This is a genomic window from Streptomyces sp. NPDC046876 (assembly GCF_040645035.1).
Taxonomy (GTDB): Bacteria; Actinomycetota; Actinomycetes; order Streptomycetales; family Streptomycetaceae; genus Streptomyces.
Genome location: NZ_JBEYXK010000069.1, coordinates 1 through 15,329, shown reverse-complemented (window position 1 = coordinate 15,329; position 15,329 = coordinate 1). Strand labels below are relative to the sequence as shown.

The window sequence follows — 15,329 nt, the reverse complement described above, 5'->3', positions numbered from 1 at the left end:
AAGGGACTGCAGGGATCAAGGGACCAGAGGACTAGGAGTCAGCGCAGATGAAGCCGTCGAAGTCGTACATCGTGGGCGTCGGCATGACGAGGTTCGAGAAGCCCGAATCGCGGGACTGGCAGTACTGGGACATGGCGAAGGAGGCCGGGTCCGCCGCGCTCGCCGACGCGGGCATCGGCTACGAGCTGGTCGAACACGTCCCGGCGGGATACTGCTTCCAGGCCTCCACCGCCGGGCAGCGGGCGGCGTACGAGCTGGGGCTGACCGGGGTCCCCGTCTACAACGTGAACAACAACTGCGCGACCGGATCGACGGCGCTGATGATGGCCCGGCAGCTCGTGGCGGGCGGCCTCGCCGACTGCGTACTGGCGCTCGGCTTCGAGAAGATGAAGAAGGGCGCCCTGGGCGGTGGGGCCGACGGCGGGGACTTCAAGACCTCGCCCGTGGCCCGCCACTACGGGATCATGGCCGCACGGCACGGTTTCGAGATGTCCCCGCCGACCGCCCAGATCTTCGGCAACGCCGCACGCGAGCACATGGAGCGGTACGGGACCACCGCGGCGCAGCTCGCGGCGGTCGGGGCGAAGAACCACCGGCACTCGGCGGACAACCCCAACGCCCAGTTCAGGGACGTGTACACGGTGGAGGAGGTGCTGGCGGCGAAGGAGATCCACCGTCCGCTGACCAAGCTGCAGTGCTCGCCCACATCGGACGGGGCCGCGGCGGCGGTGGTGGTCTCGGAGCGGTTCCTCGTCCGGCACGGGCTGCACGGCAGGGCGGTGGAGATCGCCGCCCAGGCGATGACCACGGACACGCCGGCCTCGTTCTCCTCCGGCTCCTGCATCGACGTGGTGGGCAAGCCGATGACCGCGGCGGCGGCCCGGCAGGTGTACGAGAGCTCCGGGCTCGGCATCGAGGACGTGGACGTGGTGGAGCTGCACGACTGCTTCTCCATCAACGAGCTGCTGACGTACGAGGCGCTCGGGATGTGCGAGGACGGGGCGTCGGGGAAGCTCGTCGAGTCGGGAGCCACCACGTACGGCGGGCGCTGGGTGGTCAACCCGTCCGGCGGGCTGATCTCCAAGGGGCACCCGCTCGGCGCGACGGGCCTGGCGCAGGCGGCCGAGCTGGTGTGGCAGCTGCGCGGGGAGGCGGGGGCCCGGCAGGTGGCGGGGGCCGGGGTGGGGCTGGCCCACAACATCGGACTGGGCGGGGCGGCGGTGGTGACCATGCTGCGGCGGCCGTAGACCTTCGGCTTCACGTGCCGCTTCACGTGTCCGCGCGGCCCGTTCCCGGCTTCGGCCGGGGGCGGGCCGTTCGGCGTGGGGCGGTCGGCGGTCAGGGGGCGGCGGTCAGCGGTCGGTGGTCGGCGTTCGGCGGTCGCGTTCGGGGCGGGGCAACGGTTCGGGAGGTCCGTGGACTCTCAAGAGGTAGGAGGTGTGTCATGGGGGGACGGAAGGAGGCCTTGGACGAGGAGTTCCAGGGCTTCATGACCAGCAGGTGGCCGCGGTTGATGCGGACTGCATATCTGCTGACGGGCGAGCAGTACGCGGCGGAGGACCTGGTCCAGGCGTCGATGGAGAAGGTGTACGCGTCCTGGCGGAAGGTGAGCCAGGCGGATGATCCGGATGCGTATGTGCGGCGGGTGCTGGCCAATACGCATGCCCGGCGGTTTCGCCGGCGCCTCAAGGAGGATCTGGCGCCCCCGGGCGTGGACGGGCCATCGGCCACGTTGGCCGACCGGCCGGAGAAGGGCGACCGGATCGCCCAGGCGGAGGACCGCGCGGCCCTGATGCGCGGGCTGGCCGAGCTGCCGCTGCGGCAGCGGCAGGCGGTGGTGCTGCGGTACTGGGAGGACCTGAGCGAGGCGCAGGCGGCCGAGGCGATGGGCTGTTCGGTCGGCGCGGTGAAGAGCAATGCGGCCAAGGGGATCGCCAAGCTGCGGGCCATACCCGCACTGGTGGGGGCGACCGGACGATGAGTGGGGGAGAGGGGAGCGCGATGCAGACGGCGACCGGCCTGGAGGACGAGGTGGCTGCGCGCCTGGCCGAGGCCGCGGACGGCTTGGCGGTGGGCCCGGCACCCGTGGGTGCGGTGATGCGGGGCGGCCGCCGGCGGCGGACCCGCCGCCACCTCCTGACGGCGGCCTTGGCCGCGGCCCTGGTGATACCGCTGGGCGGGGTGGCCGTGTCGGCCTTGGCCGATGGCCGGGACGGACAGCAGGCGGCGTCGCACAAGAAGGTCCTTCCGGCCGAGGAGGAGAAGGTGTCCACCGAGATCGGTTCGGTGGCGCTCGACGGAAAGATCTACCGGGCTGTGGTCACCATGCAGCGAGGCCCCAAGGGGATCATCAACGTGGACGACGAAACGCGGATCCCGCCCGAGGACATCGGGTCGACCGGGCCCGGCCCCTGGCCGTGGGGACGGGTCTCGGTCGAACCGGGAAACAGGCCGGGGGCCGGGTTCCCCATAGGCCCCGTCTGGGCGGGAGGCATGACGAGCGGGAACTTCCGGCTGGTCCTGACGGAGTTGGACCCGAGACCCCTGCTCTACGTGGGCAGTTTCGATCCGCAGGTCCAGCGTGTGGTCGTCGGCTGGAAGGACGGGACAACGAGCGAGCCGAAGCTGGTCCCTGTCGAGCGGTCGTCGAAACGGTGGGCGTTCGTCGGCTCCCCGGCTGAGCGGGGTCCTCTCGCCTACTGGGACGTGTACGACGCCTCTGGGGAGCGAAAGCGGGTGATGGCCCCGTAGCGCATGGCCCGGGCCGGGTTACGGGCGGAGCGCCGGGTCGATGACGGTTTCGCCCATGGAGGCGTCGCGCAGGGAGCGGGCCAGGTCCTCGACCGGGACGTCACGCAGGACCAGGCCCGCCGCGCCGGCGGCGAGCGCGGCGTCCAGCAGGCCGGGGTGGGCCGAGCCCGTCATCACCAGGACCCGGCAGTCGGGATCCTCCGCGAGCAGTGCGGCCGCGGCTTCCACGGAGTCGGCCAGGGCGACCTGGGGGCGGGAGTAGAGCGAGGGCACGACGTCGATGTCGGGCTGGAGGCCGAGCAGGACGGCGAGGGCCGGGTCGGGCGGGCTGATCAGGACCCGGAGGGACTTGGCGGGAGGGTGGTCCCGTGGCATTTCGTCCACCCCGCCAGGGTAGGGGTGGCGCGTCCGCGCCACCACTTCTGACACGGCGTCAGGAGTCTTCACAACTCCACAGGGGTGCGTTATACATTTCCCTCACCGGAACAGATAGAACGCGTTCTAGAACGCGTGGAGCCGGTCCGCATACGACCCCGGTGCGGCCGACGGTGCGGACGGCCGCGCCGGGGTCTTCCAAAAGGAACAAGGAGCAGCATCTTCATGCCGATCGATGCCGCCAAGGCCCTGGCCGCCGAACCTCGCAGCAGCGAGATCGCGTGGGACCACAAGGACATCCTGCTCTACCACCTGGGGCTGGGAGCCGGACGCCCCGCCACCGACCCGGACGAACTGCGCTACACCCTCGAATCGAAGCTGCACGTCCTGCCCAGCTTCGCCACCGTGGCCGGCGCCGGGATGGCCATGCTGGGCGGACTCGGGGCGCCCGGGATCGAGGTCAACCTGGCCGCCGTGCTGCACGGCGGGCACTCCATCGAGCTGCACCGCCCCATCCCGGTGAAGGGCAGCGCCACTTCCCGCTCCAAGGTCGCCGCCGTCTACGACAAGGGCAAGGCCGCCGTCATCGTGCTGCGCTCCGAGGTCGCCGACGCCGACGGGCCGCTGTGGACCTCCGACGCGCAGATCTTCGTCCGTGGTGAGGGCGGCTTCGGCGGGGAGCGCGGGCCGTCGGAGCGGATGGAGCTGCCCGAGCGGGAGCCCGACCGGATCGAGGAGCGGCTGATCCGCGAGGAGCAGGCGCTGCTGTACCGGCTCTCCGGCGACTGGAACCCGCTGCACGCGGACCCGGAGTTCGCCAAGCTGGCCGGCTTCGACCGGCCGATCCTGCACGGCCTGTGCTCGTACGGGATGACCCTCAAGGCCGTCGTCGACACCGTGCTCGGCGGGGACGTGTCCCGGGTCCGCTCCTACCGCACGCGCTTCGCCGGGATCGTCTTCCCCGGGGAGACGCTGCGGATTCGGATGTGGCAGGAGCCCGGCCGCGTCCAGGTCGCGGTGAGCGCGGTCGAACGGGACGACGCGCCGGTCCTCGCGGACACCGTCGTCGAGCACGCGTAAGGACAGGACACCCCAGCCCCACCGATCCTAGGAGCCGCACCGTGCGCGCAGCGCTGCAGAGCGAGATAGGCCAGGACAAGCTCGAGGTCGTCGATGACATGGAGGCCGCAGGCTTCGGGCCCGGCAAGGTGCGGATCCGGATCAAGGCCACCGGCCTGTGCCACTCCGACCTCTCCGCGATGAGCGGTGTGCTGCCGCAGCCCGCGCCCTTCGTCCCCGGCCACGAGGGCTCGGGCGAGGTGGTCGACGTCGGCGACGGGGTCACCAGCCATGCGGTCGGCGATCGCGTCCTGGTCTGCTGGCTGCCGCCGTGCGGGCACTGTCCGGCCTGCAAGCGGGGTCAGGGCCACCTGTGCCTGGAGTCGTTCGGGAACGTGGCCGTCCCGAACTTCCGGCGCGCGGGCGGCGGGGAGGTCTTCGGCTTCGCCGGCACCGGCACCTTCGCCGAGGAGATGGTCGTGCCCGCCGCGTGCGCGGTGAAGATCCCTGACGACCTGCCGTACGACATCGCCGCACTGATCGGCTGCGGCGTCACCACCGGGCTCGGTGCGGCCATCAACACCGCGAAGGTGGAGGCCGGCTCCTCGGTCGCGGTCATCGGCTGCGGCGGCGTCGGCATCTCCGTCATCCAGGGCGCCAAGGTGCAGGGCGCGGCGCAGATCGTCGCCGTGGACCCGGTGGCCTCGCGGCGCGAGGCGGCGCTGCGGTTCGGGGCGACGGAGGCGGTCGCGCCCGAGGCCCTCGGCGACGCCAAGAACCGGATCACCGCGGGTGAGGGCTTCGACTACGTCTTCGAGGTCGTCGGCAAGTCCGCCACCACGAAGACCGCGTACGACGCCACCCGGCGCGGCGGCTCGGTCGTCGTGGTCGGAGCCGGCGCCCTCGACGACAACTACTCGGTCAACATGTTCTCCCTGTTCTTCGACGAGAAGAAGATCCTGCCGTCGATGTACGGGGGCGGCGACGTGCTGCGGTCGTACGAGCGCACGATCGCGCTGTGGCGGGCCGGACGCGTGGACCTGGCGGGCCTGATCACCCACCGGGTCAGGCTCGGCGAGATCAACGACGCCCTGGACCAGATGCGCACGGGCGTGGCCCTGCGCACCTGCATCGAGATCTGAGAGGAACCGCGCACATGTCGCTACCGCTTGAGGGACTGTCCGCCATCGTCACCGGCGCCGGCCGCGGGCTCGGCCGGGCCGAGGCGGTCGAACTGGCCAGGCTCGGCGCGAGCGTGGTCGTCAACGACTTCGGCCAGCCCGGCCGCGACGGCTCCGGGGAGGCCTCGGCCGCCCCCGCCGAGGAGGTCGCCGCGGAGATCCGCGCGGCGGGCGGCCGGGCGGAGGCGCACCTGGGGGACGTGGCCGACTTCGAGCAGGCGCGCGAGCTGGTCGAGCTGGCGGTGGACCGGTTCGGCAAGCTCGACATCCTGGTCAACAACGCGGGCATCCTGCGCGACCGGATGGTCTTCTCGATGTCCGAGGAGGAATGGGACTCGGTGATCCGGGTCCACCTCAAGGGCCACTTCAACACCACGCACTTCGCCTCCGCTCACTGGCGCGAGCGCTCGAAGGCGGCGGGCGGCCCGGTCTACGGCCGGATCGTCAACACCTCCTCGGAGGCCTTCCTCGCGGGCTCGGCCGGCCAGCCGAACTACGCGGCGGCCAAGGGCGGCATCGTGGGTCTGACGACCTCGACCGCGCTGGCCCTCGCCAAGTACGGGGTGACGGCCAACGCCATATGCCCGCGGGCCCGCACCCGGATGACGGAGGACGTCTTCGCCGGCTTCCAGGTGCCGGAAGAGGGCAAGCTCGACCCGCTGGCCCCGGAGCACGTCGCGCCGCTGGTCGGCTGGCTGGCCTCGCCGGCCGCGGCGCAGGCCAACGGCCAGCTGTTCGTCGTGCACGGCGGGATCGTGGTGGTGATGGACCGGCCGAAGGTGGCGGCGAAGTTCGACACCGCCAAGGAGGTCTTCTCCTACGAGGAACTGGACGGCGTCCTCGCCCCGCACTATGCGGCCCGCCCGGCGAACGAGACGTTCGCCGCGGCGGAGGTCCTCGGCCTCAAGCACGACTAGGCCGCCGCGGCCGGGCGGGCCGGGGGATGTGTCACCTGCCGGGTCTCAGTCCCGCCCGGCCCGGTGGAGAGGGGCCTGCTGCAGGGGTACGGGGCGGGGCGCGGAGGCCGGCGGGTCGAGGCGGACCGGGGGCGGCGGGGCCACCGGCATGCTCAGCGCGGCGATCCCGCAGGGCGCCTCGGGGGTGGAGTACGGCAGCCGCAGCCGGCCTTCGGCGCTCCACAGCCCGGTGCCGTGCCAGCCGGCGGGCGCGCCGAGACGGAACACGTGCCGGTCGGAGGGGCGCCACAGGCCGATGCCGCCGTCCTCCAGCCGGAGCGCGACCGCGCAGGTCTCCGGCATCAGGGCCTGACCCGGCTGGACCGCGAAGGGTGTGGCGGACGTGCCGCGCAGGCATTCGGGGAAGCGTACGGGCCGGGCGCTGCCCAGTACCCCCCAGCCCAGCCGCGGCTCGCCCGGGGCGTCCGAGCGGATCAGCAGCAGCCCGCTGTCGGGGTCGGCCAGCAGCAGCCGGTCGTCGCTGCCCTCCGTGATCTGGAGCAGCGGCGAGACCCCGCCGCCGCGGCCGAGGTCCACCGCGACGGCCTTGACCGTGCCGTCCAGCTCCCGGTCCAGGGCCAGTATCCGCCCGCCGCGGTCCAGCCAGACGCCGCCGGAGCAGCGGCCGGGGATGCGGGCCACCTGCGCGAAGGAGCCGCCGGCCACCTGCCAGACGGTGGTCTCGGCCTCGCCGGCGGCCAGGGCGAAGGCGCCGAAGCCGTCCGGCGACGGGGGCAGCAGGGACACCCGTACGCCCTCGGCCTCCGGTTCGACCGCGCCGAGCGGGAGCTCACCGGTGCGCGGGCCGGCCGCGGCGCCGCCGGTCGGGTACAGCAGCGCGAAGGCATGGCGCTGCGCGACCCGCCGGTGGATCAGGACCCGCCCGTCGGCCAGGGCCAGCACCTCGCTGTCGGCCTCCTCGGGCTGGGCCAGCGGCAGCGGCACCGCGTACGGCTCGGGCCCGGCCAGGGTCCAGCGCTCCGGGTATCGCGCCTCGCCGTTCCCGGCCAGACGGGCTGCGTACGAGCCGTCCGCGGCGATGGTGAACGGGGCAGCCGTCGTGATCTCGATGGCACAGACAGTCATCCGTGCGTCACCTCCGGTGAGGAAGCTAGTTTTCGCACTCCATCCGAACAACAACACCACCACCGCTTCACACATACGGGTGGCCGCCCGGCGGTTCGCCTGTGATGGAGGTGGTGGTTGTGCTCCCCGGTGTCCGGCGTGGGGAGTGGGCCGGGTGCGGGGTCGACGGGCGCCCCACCACCGGGCCGGTGACGTGCTGCTGCCGCGCACGTCCCCGTACGTCCTCGGGGCCGGTACGGGAGGCCCGCGCGGACCCTCGCCCTCCCGTACGGACGGTAGCCTTGGCCTGTGCCACGTCTCTCTGAAGTCATCGCCGCGCTGGACGCTCTCTGGCCCCCCTCGCGGGCCGAGGAGTGGGACGCGGTCGGAACCGTCTGCGGCGACCCCGACGCCGAGGTCTCCCGGGTCCTGTTCGCCGTCGACCCCGTGCAGGAGGTCGCCGACGAGGCCGTGAAGCTGGGCGCCGACCTCCTCGTCACCCACCACCCCCTCTACCTGCGCGGCACCACCACCGTCTCGGCCGGCACCTTTAAGGGCCGCGTCGTGCACACGCTGATCAAGCACGACATCGCGCTGCACGTCGCCCACACCAATGCCGACACCGCCGACCCGGGCGTCTCCGACGCCCTCGCCGGCGCCCTCGACCTGCGCATCACCGGCCCGCTCGTGCCCGACCCCACCGACCCCGAGGGCCGCCGCGGCCTCGGCCGGATCTGCGAGCTCGACCACCCCGAGACCCTGCGCGAGTTCGCCGCCCGCGCCGCCGCCCGGCTGCCGCGCACCGCGCAGGGCATCCGCGTCGCCGGCGACCCCGAGATGACCGTCCGCACCGTCGCGGTCAGCGGCGGCTCCGGCGACAGCCTGTTCACGCAGGTCAGGGCCGCCGGCGTGGACGCCTTCCTGACGGCCGACCTGCGCCACCACCCGGTGTCCGAGGCCCGCGAGCAGAGCCCGCTCGCCCTCGTCGACGCCGCCCACTGGGCCACCGAGTGGCCCTGGTGCGAGCAGGCCGCGGCCGAGCTCGACGCCGTATCCGAGCGCCACGGCTGGGGACTGCGTACCCATGTCTCGCGCACGGTCACCGACCCCTGGACGGTGCACGCGCCGTCCGCCACCGCCCCTTCTACCTCTGGAGCCCCCAACTGAACGCCGAGCCCGCCGACCAGATCCGACTCCTCGACGTCCAGGCCCTGGACGTTCGGCTGTCCCAGCTCGCCCACAAGCGCTCGTCGCTGCCGGAGCACGCCGAGGTCGACTCCCTGACCAAGGACCTGAGTCAGCAGCGCGACCTGCTCGTGGCGGCCCAGACCCAGGCGAGCGACGCCGCCCGCGAGCAGACCAAGGCGGAGCAGGACGTCGACCAGGTCCGCCAGCGCGCGGCCCGCGACCAGCAGCGCCTGGACTCCGGCGTCGGCATCTCCGCCCGCGACCTGGCCAACCTGCAGAGCGAGGTCGTCTCCCTCGCCAAGCGCCAGGCCGACCTGGAGGACGTCGTCCTCGAGGTGATGGAGCGTCTGGAGGGCGCCCAGGAGCGGGTCACCGAGCTCACCGAGCGCGTCTCGGCCCTGGAGGCCAAGCTGGCCGACGCCACCGCCCGCCGCGACGCGGCCGCCGGCGAGCTCGACGCCGAGACGGCCAGGGTCACCAAGGAGCGCGAGCTCATCGTCGCGTCCCTGCCGGCCGACCTGGTGGCCCTGTACGAGAAGATCCGCCTGAAGCAGGGCGGTGTCGGCGCGGCCCGCCTGTACCAGCGTCGCTGCGAGGGCTGCCGCCTGGAGCTCGACATGGCCGAGGTCAACGAGATCAAGGCCGCGGCAGCCAACCAGGTCGTCCGCCACGACAACTGCGGCCGCATCCTGGTCCGTACGGCGGAGTCGGGCATCTGATGCGTCTGGTGGTCGAGGCGGACGGCGGCTCCCGGGGCAACCCGGGGCCCGCGGGCTACGGCGCGGTCGTCCTCGACCCGGTGACGGGGGAGACCCTGGCGGAGCGCGCCGAGTACATCGGTGTCGCGACGAACAACGTGGCCGAGTACAAGGGCCTGATCGCGGGCCTGAAGGCGGCCCGCGAGCTGTCGCCCGACGCGGTGGTCGAGGTCCGCATGGACTCCAAGCTCGTCGTCGAGCAGATGTCGGGCCGCTGGAAGATCAAGCACCCCGACATGAAGCCGCTCGCGGCGGAGGCGGCGACGGTCCTGCCCCGCACGCAGGTGACGTACGCGTGGATCCCGCGCGAGCAGAACCGGCACGCGGACCGGCTCGCCAACGAGGCGATGGACGCGGGGCGGCTCGGCCGGCAGTGGGAGCCCTCCGCCTCCGCGGCCGCCCTGGACGCCTCGGCGGCGCGCGCCCTGGCGACCCCGCCGCCGTCCGGCCCGCCCGGTGACGCCGCGGCGGGAGCGGCAGCGGTCCGCGCGGCGCTGGCCGCGACGGCGTCCGTGCCGGTACCGGCACCGGCGGCTGCCCCGGTCCCGGCTGCGGCCCCGGTACCGGTCCCGGCAGAGGCTTCCGCCCCCAAGGCGGGCCAGGGCCAGGGCTGGGGCCCGGACATGGGCCCCCCGGCCACCTTCGTCCTCCTCCGCCACGGCGAGACGGCCCTCACCCCGCAGAAGCGGTTCTCCGGCAGCGGCGGCAGCGACCCCGAGCTCTCCCCGGCCGGCCGCCGGCAGGCCTTCGCGGTCGCCGAGGCCCTGGCGGCGCGCGGCACCATCCAGACGGTCATCAGCTCCCCCCTGCGGCGCTGCCGCGAGACCGCGCAGACCGTGGCGGACCGCCTCGGGCTGGAGGTGACGGTCGAACGGGGCCTGCGCGAGGTGGACTTCGGCGCCTGGGAGGGCCTCACCTTCGCCGAGGTGCAGGAGCGCTTCCCCGCCGACCTCCAGGCGTGGCTGGACTCCCCGAAGGCGGCCCCGACGGGCGGCGGCGAGAGCTTCACCGCGGCCACCCGCCGGATCTCCGCGACCCGCGACCGGCTCCTGGCCGCCCACGCGGGCCGCACGGTCCTGCTGGTCACCCACGTGACCCCGGTCAAGATCCTCGTACGCCTGGCCCTCGGCGCCCCGCCGGAATCCCTGTTCCGCATGGAGCTCTCCGCGGCGTCCCTGTCGGCGGTGGCGTACTACGCCGACGGCAACGCCTCGCTGCGCCTCCTGAACGACACGTCCCACCTCCGCTGATCTCACGGAGTGGGGAAGGGGCAGACGAGCCGGCCTGTACGCCGGGTTCTGTCACCCGGGGACCTCGCGGTCCCCGGGGAGACGGCCATCCATCTAGGGCCGGCGTTGCCGCCGGCCTCGTGCGGTCTACCCGCGAACTCGGGCGGGCAGCCCTCGAACGTCCGCGCAGGTCCGGATCGTCCGAAGACGCCGGACCCTTTTGACCTTGCTCCGAGTGGGGTTTACCTAGCCGCCTGGGTCACCCCAGGCGCTGGTGGTCTCTTACACCACCGTTTCACCCTTACCGGGGGCCGAAGCCTCCGGCGGTCTGTTTTCTGTGGCACTGTCCCGCGGGTCACCCCGGGTGGGCGTTACCCACCACCCTGCCCTGTGGAGCCCGGACGTTCCTCGGCGGGATCCGGGGATCCCGACGCGGCCGTCCGGCCGACTCGTCTGCCGTGCCGACCATGGTACCGGCTGCGCCCGCGCCGCTTGACCTTGCCGCAGCGGCAGGGTTTCTACTGGCGGCATGCGGATCGGAGAGATCGCCGCGCTCGTCGGGGTCACCACCCGGGCGATCCGGCACTACCACCACGTCGGGCTGCTCCCGGAGCCGGAGCGGCGCCCCAACGGCTACCGGACGTACGGCGTCCGCGATGCCGTGCTGCTGGCGCGGGTCCGCCGGCTCACCGAGCTCGGGCTCGGCCTCGACGAGGTCCGGGACGTCCTCGCCGAGGACGCCGGGCGCGACCTGGCCGAGGTGCTGGAGGAGCTCGACGCCGATCTGGCCCGGCAGGAGGCCGCCATCCGGGAGCGCAGGCGGCGGCTCGCGGCGCTGCGCGGCTCCCCGCCCGGCGCGGAGGGGCCCGTTTCCCCGGCGCTCGCCGCCCTGCTCGCCGAGACGCCGACGACCTCCTCGCCGAGCGCAGCGCTCGACCGGGAGCACCTGGCCCTGCTCGATACGGCCGGCCCCGGCGGGGCCGAGCTGTACGCCGCGCTCGGCCCACTGGCCGCCGACCCGGCCGTGCTCGCGCTGTACGAGCGGCTCGACGCGCTGGCCGACGCTCCCGTGGACGACCACCGGATCCCGGCCCTGGCCGACGCGCTGGTGGCGGCCGTCCCGGACGCGGTGTTCGACGCCGTGGCGGGTGCAGGAGAGGTGGCCGCGCCCGGCTTCGCGCAGGCGCTGCTCGCCGAGTACGCGCCCGCCCAGGCGGAGGTCGTACGGCGCGTGATGGAGGCGTTCGCGCAGAGGGCGCGGCAGTGAGCCGCCGGGTGAGGGCCGCTCGGATCGTGGCCGCGGCCGTGGTTCCGGGGGAGTTCCTCCTCGTACTCGCCCTCGCCGCCGGGGTCCACCCGCCCGGGTGGGTGCTCGCCGGCACCGAGGCGGTCCTCGCCGGCGTACTGCTGCTGGAGGCGTGGGTGCTGCGGTCGCTGTACGCCGCCCGGCGGGCCCGCGGTGCGGCGCCCCGGGCGGCCTGGCGGGACGCGGCGGGCGCGGTGGTGCCCGCGGCGGTGCGCCGGGTGGTGCTGCATGAGCTGCGGGCCACCGCCTCCCTCTGCCGGTGGGCGCTGCGCCGGCCCCCGCACGGGGTGGGCGCGGGCGACCTGCCGGCCCGGTACACCGGACCGCAGACCGCCCTGATGTACGGGCTGCTGTTCGTGTCCCTGGTCGAGACCTTCGCCCTCGGGCTCCTGATCCCGTGGCCCGGCGTGCACCGGGTCGTCCTCGTCCTCGACGTGTACGGCGTGCTGGTCGTGCTCGCCCTGCACGCCGCCTGCGTGACCCGGCCGCACGTCCTGCACCGGGACGGCTCCCTGCGGCTGCGCTACGGGGCCCTGTTCGACCTGACCGTCCCGCCGGACGCGGTGGCCTCGGCCCGCGTCGAGCGCCGCTACCCGCAGGGCCGGCTCGTCACGCTCTCCGAGGACGGGGTCCTCGACCTGATCGTCGGCAGCCAGACCACCGTCACCCTGGAGCTGACCCGCCCCCTCGCCTTCGCCCGGCCCCTCGGGGCCCGGGCCGAGGCCCGCGCGATCCGCTTCCACGCGGACGACCCCCGCGCGCTGGTGGCCGCGCTGCAGCGGCCCGCACCCCTGTGACGGGCCGCCGCATCCGCCGCCGCGGACATCTCGGCCGTGCCCGACAGGGGCCACGGTCGGTGCGTGGCGCTACGCCGGAGCGAACAGCACCTTCGCCCGTCCCGGGTCCGCCGCCGTCAGGCGCACCCGGATCCGGTCGCCCAGCGGCAGGTGCCCGGTGTGCGACTCCACGCGGCCGACCACGGCCGGCTCCTCCAGGTGGACCGTGCCGATCCGCGGCTCCTGCTCCTTGACGTCGATCACCGTGCCGTCGAAGGTCTCGCCCACGCGGTCCTTGAGCACGGCCGCCTCGACGAGGTCGACGCACTCGCGTTCGGCCGCGTTGGCCAACCGGCTGCCGTCCGCCATCTCCCGGGGCAGCGCCTCCAGCGCGTCCCTCGCCCACTGCGGCGGCTCCGCCCCTGCGACCGCCGCCACGCACAGCTCGCCGGCGTACCGGTCGACGAGCCGGCGCAGCGGGGCGGTGCAGTGCGCGTACGGGGCCGCCACCGCGGCGTGCAGGACCGGATCCGGGGTGTGGCCGCCCGTGAAGACGGCGTACCCGGCGCCGCGCAGCAGGGCCGTGCACTCCTGGAGGAACGCGGCGTGGGCCGGGTTGCGCGGATCGAGGGAGCGGACGAGTTCGGCGTACGGGACGTGGTGCGGCCAGTCGATCCGCAGGGCCTTCGCCGCCCGCCGCAGCCGGCCGACCGCGCCGTCGGGGGCGGTGGGCAGCGTGCGCAGGATGCCGGCTCCGGCGGCGAGCATCAGCTCGGCGGCGGCCATGCCGGTCATCAGGGAGATCTGCGCGTTCCAGCCGTCGGCCGGCAGCGGGGCCCGGTAGGCCAGGGTGTACGAGCCGTTCTGCGCGACGATCTCCTGCTCGGGGACGTTCAGGGAGATGCCGCCGCGTTCCTGTTCCAGCCCCTCGCGCAGGGCGCCGACGGTCTTCAGCAGGGCGAGGGAGTCGTCGGCGGTGCCGGCGTCGACGGCCTGCTGGACCCCGGCGTAGTCGAGGCGGGCCCGGCTGCGCACCAGGGCCCGGCGGACTTCGGCGGCCTCCACCCGGCCCTCGGCGTCCAGGTCGAACCGCCACAGCAGGGCCGGGCAGGTCTGGCCGGCCAGCAGGCTGGCGGCCCCCTCGGAGAGGACGGGCGGGTGCAGCGGGATCCTGCCGTCGGGGAAGTAGAGCGTGGTGACCCGCCGGTGGGCCTCGGCGTCCAGGGCTCCGCCCGGCGTGACGAACGCTGCGACATCGGCGATGGCGTAGTGCACGCGGTAGCCGCCGGAGGTGCGCCTGCTCAGGTGCATGGCCTGGTCCAGGTCGCGGGAGCCGGGCGGGTCGATCGTGACCAGGGGGACGTCGGTCGCGTCGAGCGCCGGCAGCCGGGGGCTGCGTGCGGCCTCCTCGGCCTCGGCCAGGACTGCGGCCGGGAACTCCCCCGGCACCTTCAGCTCCGTGCGCAGGTCGCGCAGCGCGGCCCGCAGGGCAGCCCCGTCTGCGCCGGTCATGTGCAGATGACGGCGTGGCATGGATCGAGCGTAGGGCGGGCGGGCGGTCACGGCACGGCGAGCCGTCTACCCTGGCTCGGGGGCCGCACCCCCTGCGCCGTGTCGTACCGAAGGAGAACCACCGTGCTCGTGCTGCTGCCGCCGTCCGAGGGAAAGGCCGCCGGCGGCTCCGGCGCACCCCTGGAGCCGGAGACGCTGTCGCTGCCGGGGCTCGCCGGGGCGCGGGCGGCCGTGCTCGAGGAGCTGGTCGAACTGTGCGCGGCGGACGAGGAGAAGGCGCGCGAGGTGCTCGGGCTGAGCGAGGGGCTGCGCGGGGAGGTCGCCAAGAACGCCGGCCTGCGGACCGCTGCCGCCCGGCCGGCCGGGGAGGTCTACACCGGGGTGCTGTACGACGCCCTCGGCCTGGCGGAGCTTCCGGCGCCGGCCCGGGCCCTTGCGGAGCGGTCGCTGCTGGTCTTCTCCGGGCTGTGGGGCGCCGTGCGGGTGACGGACCGGATCCCCTCCTACCGGTGCTCGATGGGCGTCAAGCTGCCCGGGCTGGGGGCGCTGGGCGCGTACTGGCGGGGGCCGATGGCCCAGGTGATGCCGGAGGCGGCCGGTGACGGGCTGGTGCTGGACCTGCGGTCGGCGGCCTACGGGGCCGCCTGGAAGCCCAAGGGGGAGGTGGCCGGGAGGACGGCCACGGTGCGGGTGCTGCATGCGCAGGTGGTCGACGGGGTGGAGAAGCGGTCCGTGGTGAGCCACTTCAACAAGGCGACGAAGGGTCGGCTGGTACGGGACCTGCTGGTCGCGGGTGGGGAGCCCGCGGACCCCGCGGAGCTGGTGGTGGCCCTCCGGGACCTGGGCTACACGGTCGAGGCGGAGGCGCCGGCCAAGTCGGCGAAGCCGTGGGCGCTGGACGTGGTGGTCACCCGGATCCACTGACCGCCCGGGTTCGGCCGGGCGCCGCCGGTTGTGGTGCCGGTGCCGGTGCCGGTGCCGGTGGCTGCGGGGCACGCCTCGGGCCGCGGCGCGGAGCCGCTTCCCCACCCCGCCCCTTGCCGAAACGCCTCAGTCGCCGGCGGGGCTCAAAGATCGGGGCTCCGCCCCGGACCCCGCGCCTCAAACGCCGGCGGGGCTGATTTCAGCCCGCGCGGCGTTTGAGCGCGCCGGGCGCGGAGCGGCCGGTCTTTC

General features: G+C 74.1%; 15 protein-coding genes and 1 other RNA gene. 12 read left to right on the top strand and 4 right to left on the bottom strand.

Features of this window, described 5'->3' with window-relative positions; translation table 11 throughout:
• Nucleotides 1–47 precede the first annotated feature (47 nt).
• The 3 genes from ABZ924_RS27680 (at nt 48) to ABZ924_RS27670 (ending at nt 2,751) form a co-directional block, all read left to right on the top strand.
• Nucleotides 48–1,247, top strand: a complete 1,200-nt coding sequence (locus ABZ924_RS27680) for a lipid-transfer protein (protein ID WP_361915286.1) — start codon at nt 48–50, stop codon at nt 1,245–1,247.
• A 197-nt stretch (nt 1,248–1,444) separates the two neighbouring features.
• On the top strand, nt 1,445–1,981 hold the full coding sequence (locus tag ABZ924_RS27675) for a SigE family RNA polymerase sigma factor (protein WP_361915283.1): 537 nt from the start codon (nt 1,445–1,447) through the stop codon (nt 1,979–1,981).
• A gap of 20 nt (nt 1,982–2,001) precedes the next feature.
• The gene (locus ABZ924_RS27670) at nt 2,002–2,751 is read left to right on the top strand and encodes a hypothetical protein (RefSeq protein WP_361915280.1); all 750 of its coding nucleotides are present in this window, start codon (nt 2,002–2,004) and stop codon (nt 2,749–2,751) included.
• A gap of 18 nt (nt 2,752–2,769) precedes the next feature.
• On the opposite strand, the gene ABZ924_RS27665 is transcribed toward ABZ924_RS27670, so the two are convergent.
• Nucleotides 2,770–3,126: a DNA-binding response regulator gene (locus tag ABZ924_RS27665; RefSeq protein WP_361915348.1), complete on the bottom strand. Its 357-nt coding sequence runs from the start codon at nt 3,124–3,126 to the stop codon at nt 2,770–2,772.
• A 225-nt stretch (nt 3,127–3,351) separates the two neighbouring features.
• Between ABZ924_RS27665 and ABZ924_RS27660 the strand changes: the two genes are divergently transcribed.
• From ABZ924_RS27660 to ABZ924_RS27650, 3 genes are read left to right on the top strand one after another with little or no spacing between them, the layout of a single operon-like run.
• Nucleotides 3,352–4,206 carry a MaoC/PaaZ C-terminal domain-containing protein gene (locus ABZ924_RS27660; protein WP_361915277.1) on the top strand — a complete coding sequence of 285 codons (855 nt, stop codon included), beginning with the start codon at nt 3,352–3,354 and terminating at the stop codon, nt 4,204–4,206.
• Nucleotides 4,207–4,247: 41 nt separating this feature from the next.
• Complete coding sequence (locus ABZ924_RS27655) at nt 4,248–5,327, top strand: Zn-dependent alcohol dehydrogenase (protein WP_361915274.1); 1,080 nt, start codon at nt 4,248–4,250, stop codon at nt 5,325–5,327.
• Between the two features lie 14 nt (nt 5,328–5,341).
• Nucleotides 5,342–6,283 (top strand): 3-oxoacyl-ACP reductase, encoded by a 942-nt coding sequence (locus ABZ924_RS27650; protein ID WP_361915271.1) that lies wholly within the window; start codon nt 5,342–5,344, stop codon nt 6,281–6,283.
• 45 nt (nt 6,284–6,328) lie between these two features.
• On the opposite strand, the gene ABZ924_RS27645 is transcribed toward ABZ924_RS27650, so the two are convergent.
• Nucleotides 6,329–7,408: a hypothetical protein gene (locus tag ABZ924_RS27645; RefSeq protein WP_361915268.1), complete on the bottom strand. Its 1,080-nt coding sequence runs from the start codon at nt 7,406–7,408 to the stop codon at nt 6,329–6,331.
• A 288-nt stretch (nt 7,409–7,696) separates the two neighbouring features.
• Between ABZ924_RS27645 and ABZ924_RS27640 the strand changes: the two genes are divergently transcribed.
• Genes ABZ924_RS27640 through ABZ924_RS27630 form a run of 3 tightly spaced genes read left to right on the top strand, consistent with a single transcriptional unit; the run spans nt 7,697 to nt 10,583 of the window.
• Entirely contained in the window at nt 7,697–8,554 is an 858-nt protein-coding gene (locus ABZ924_RS27640) for a Nif3-like dinuclear metal center hexameric protein (RefSeq protein WP_361915265.1), read from the top strand.
• Complete coding sequence (locus ABZ924_RS27635; protein WP_361915345.1) at nt 8,551–9,294, top strand: C4-type zinc ribbon domain-containing protein; 744 nt, start codon at nt 8,551–8,553, stop codon at nt 9,292–9,294. The genes ABZ924_RS27640 and ABZ924_RS27635 overlap by 4 nt, the downstream gene beginning before the upstream one ends.
• Nucleotides 9,294–10,583, top strand: a complete 1,290-nt coding sequence (locus tag ABZ924_RS27630; protein WP_361915262.1) for a bifunctional RNase H/acid phosphatase — start codon at nt 9,294–9,296, stop codon at nt 10,581–10,583. Before ABZ924_RS27635 ends, ABZ924_RS27630 begins: the two co-directional genes overlap by 1 nt.
• Before the next feature lie 21 nt (nt 10,584–10,604).
• Here ABZ924_RS27630 and rnpB read toward each other — a convergent pair.
• An RNA gene (gene rnpB / locus ABZ924_RS27625) (RNase P RNA component class A) lies at nt 10,605–11,014 on the bottom strand.
• A gap of 77 nt (nt 11,015–11,091) precedes the next feature.
• Here rnpB and ABZ924_RS27620 point away from each other — a divergent pair.
• Nucleotides 11,092–11,829: a MerR family transcriptional regulator gene (locus ABZ924_RS27620; protein WP_361915259.1), complete on the top strand. Its 738-nt coding sequence runs from the start codon at nt 11,092–11,094 to the stop codon at nt 11,827–11,829.
• Nucleotides 11,830–11,837: 8 nt separating this feature from the next.
• The gene (locus tag ABZ924_RS27615) at nt 11,838–12,665 is read left to right on the top strand and encodes a hypothetical protein (RefSeq protein ID WP_361915256.1); all 828 of its coding nucleotides are present in this window, start codon (nt 11,838–11,840) and stop codon (nt 12,663–12,665) included.
• A 69-nt stretch (nt 12,666–12,734) separates the two neighbouring features.
• On the opposite strand, the gene ABZ924_RS27610 is transcribed toward ABZ924_RS27615, so the two are convergent.
• Nucleotides 12,735–14,177, bottom strand: coding sequence for an RNB domain-containing ribonuclease (locus ABZ924_RS27610; protein ID WP_361915253.1), 1,443 nt, complete (start codon nt 14,175–14,177; stop codon nt 12,735–12,737).
• 102 nt (nt 14,178–14,279) lie between these two features.
• Here ABZ924_RS27610 and yaaA point away from each other — a divergent pair, with 102 nt between their 5' ends.
• Nucleotides 14,280–15,080, top strand: a complete 801-nt coding sequence (gene yaaA, locus ABZ924_RS27605) for a peroxide stress protein YaaA (RefSeq protein WP_361915250.1) — start codon at nt 14,280–14,282, stop codon at nt 15,078–15,080.
• The last annotated feature ends 249 nt before the right edge of the window (nt 15,081–15,329 follow it).

Bases quoted from the DNA above. Each gene is read 5' to 3' on its own strand.
- ABZ924_RS27680 (WP_361915286.1), top strand. From the start codon at position 48: ATGAAGCCGTCGAAGTCGTACATCGTGGGCGTCGGCATGACGAGGTTC.
- ABZ924_RS27675 (WP_361915283.1), top strand. From the start codon at position 1,445: ATGGGGGGACGGAAGGAGGCCTTGGACGAGGAGTTCCAGGGCTTCATG.
- ABZ924_RS27670 (WP_361915280.1), top strand. From the start codon at position 2,002: ATGCAGACGGCGACCGGCCTGGAGGACGAGGTGGCTGCGCGCCTGGCC.
- ABZ924_RS27665 (WP_361915348.1), bottom strand. From the start codon at position 3,126: ATGCCACGGGACCACCCTCCCGCCAAGTCCCTCCGGGTCCTGATCAGC.
- ABZ924_RS27660 (WP_361915277.1), top strand. From the start codon at position 3,352: ATGCCGATCGATGCCGCCAAGGCCCTGGCCGCCGAACCTCGCAGCAGC.
- ABZ924_RS27650 (WP_361915271.1), top strand. From the start codon at position 5,342: ATGTCGCTACCGCTTGAGGGACTGTCCGCCATCGTCACCGGCGCCGGC.
- ABZ924_RS27645 (WP_361915268.1), bottom strand. From the start codon at position 7,408: ATGACTGTCTGTGCCATCGAGATCACGACGGCTGCCCCGTTCACCATC.
- ABZ924_RS27630 (WP_361915262.1), top strand. From the start codon at position 9,294: ATGCGTCTGGTGGTCGAGGCGGACGGCGGCTCCCGGGGCAACCCGGGG.
- ABZ924_RS27620 (WP_361915259.1), top strand. From the start codon at position 11,092: ATGCGGATCGGAGAGATCGCCGCGCTCGTCGGGGTCACCACCCGGGCG.
- ABZ924_RS27610 (WP_361915253.1), bottom strand. From the start codon at position 14,177: ATGCCACGCCGTCATCTGCACATGACCGGCGCAGACGGGGCTGCCCTG.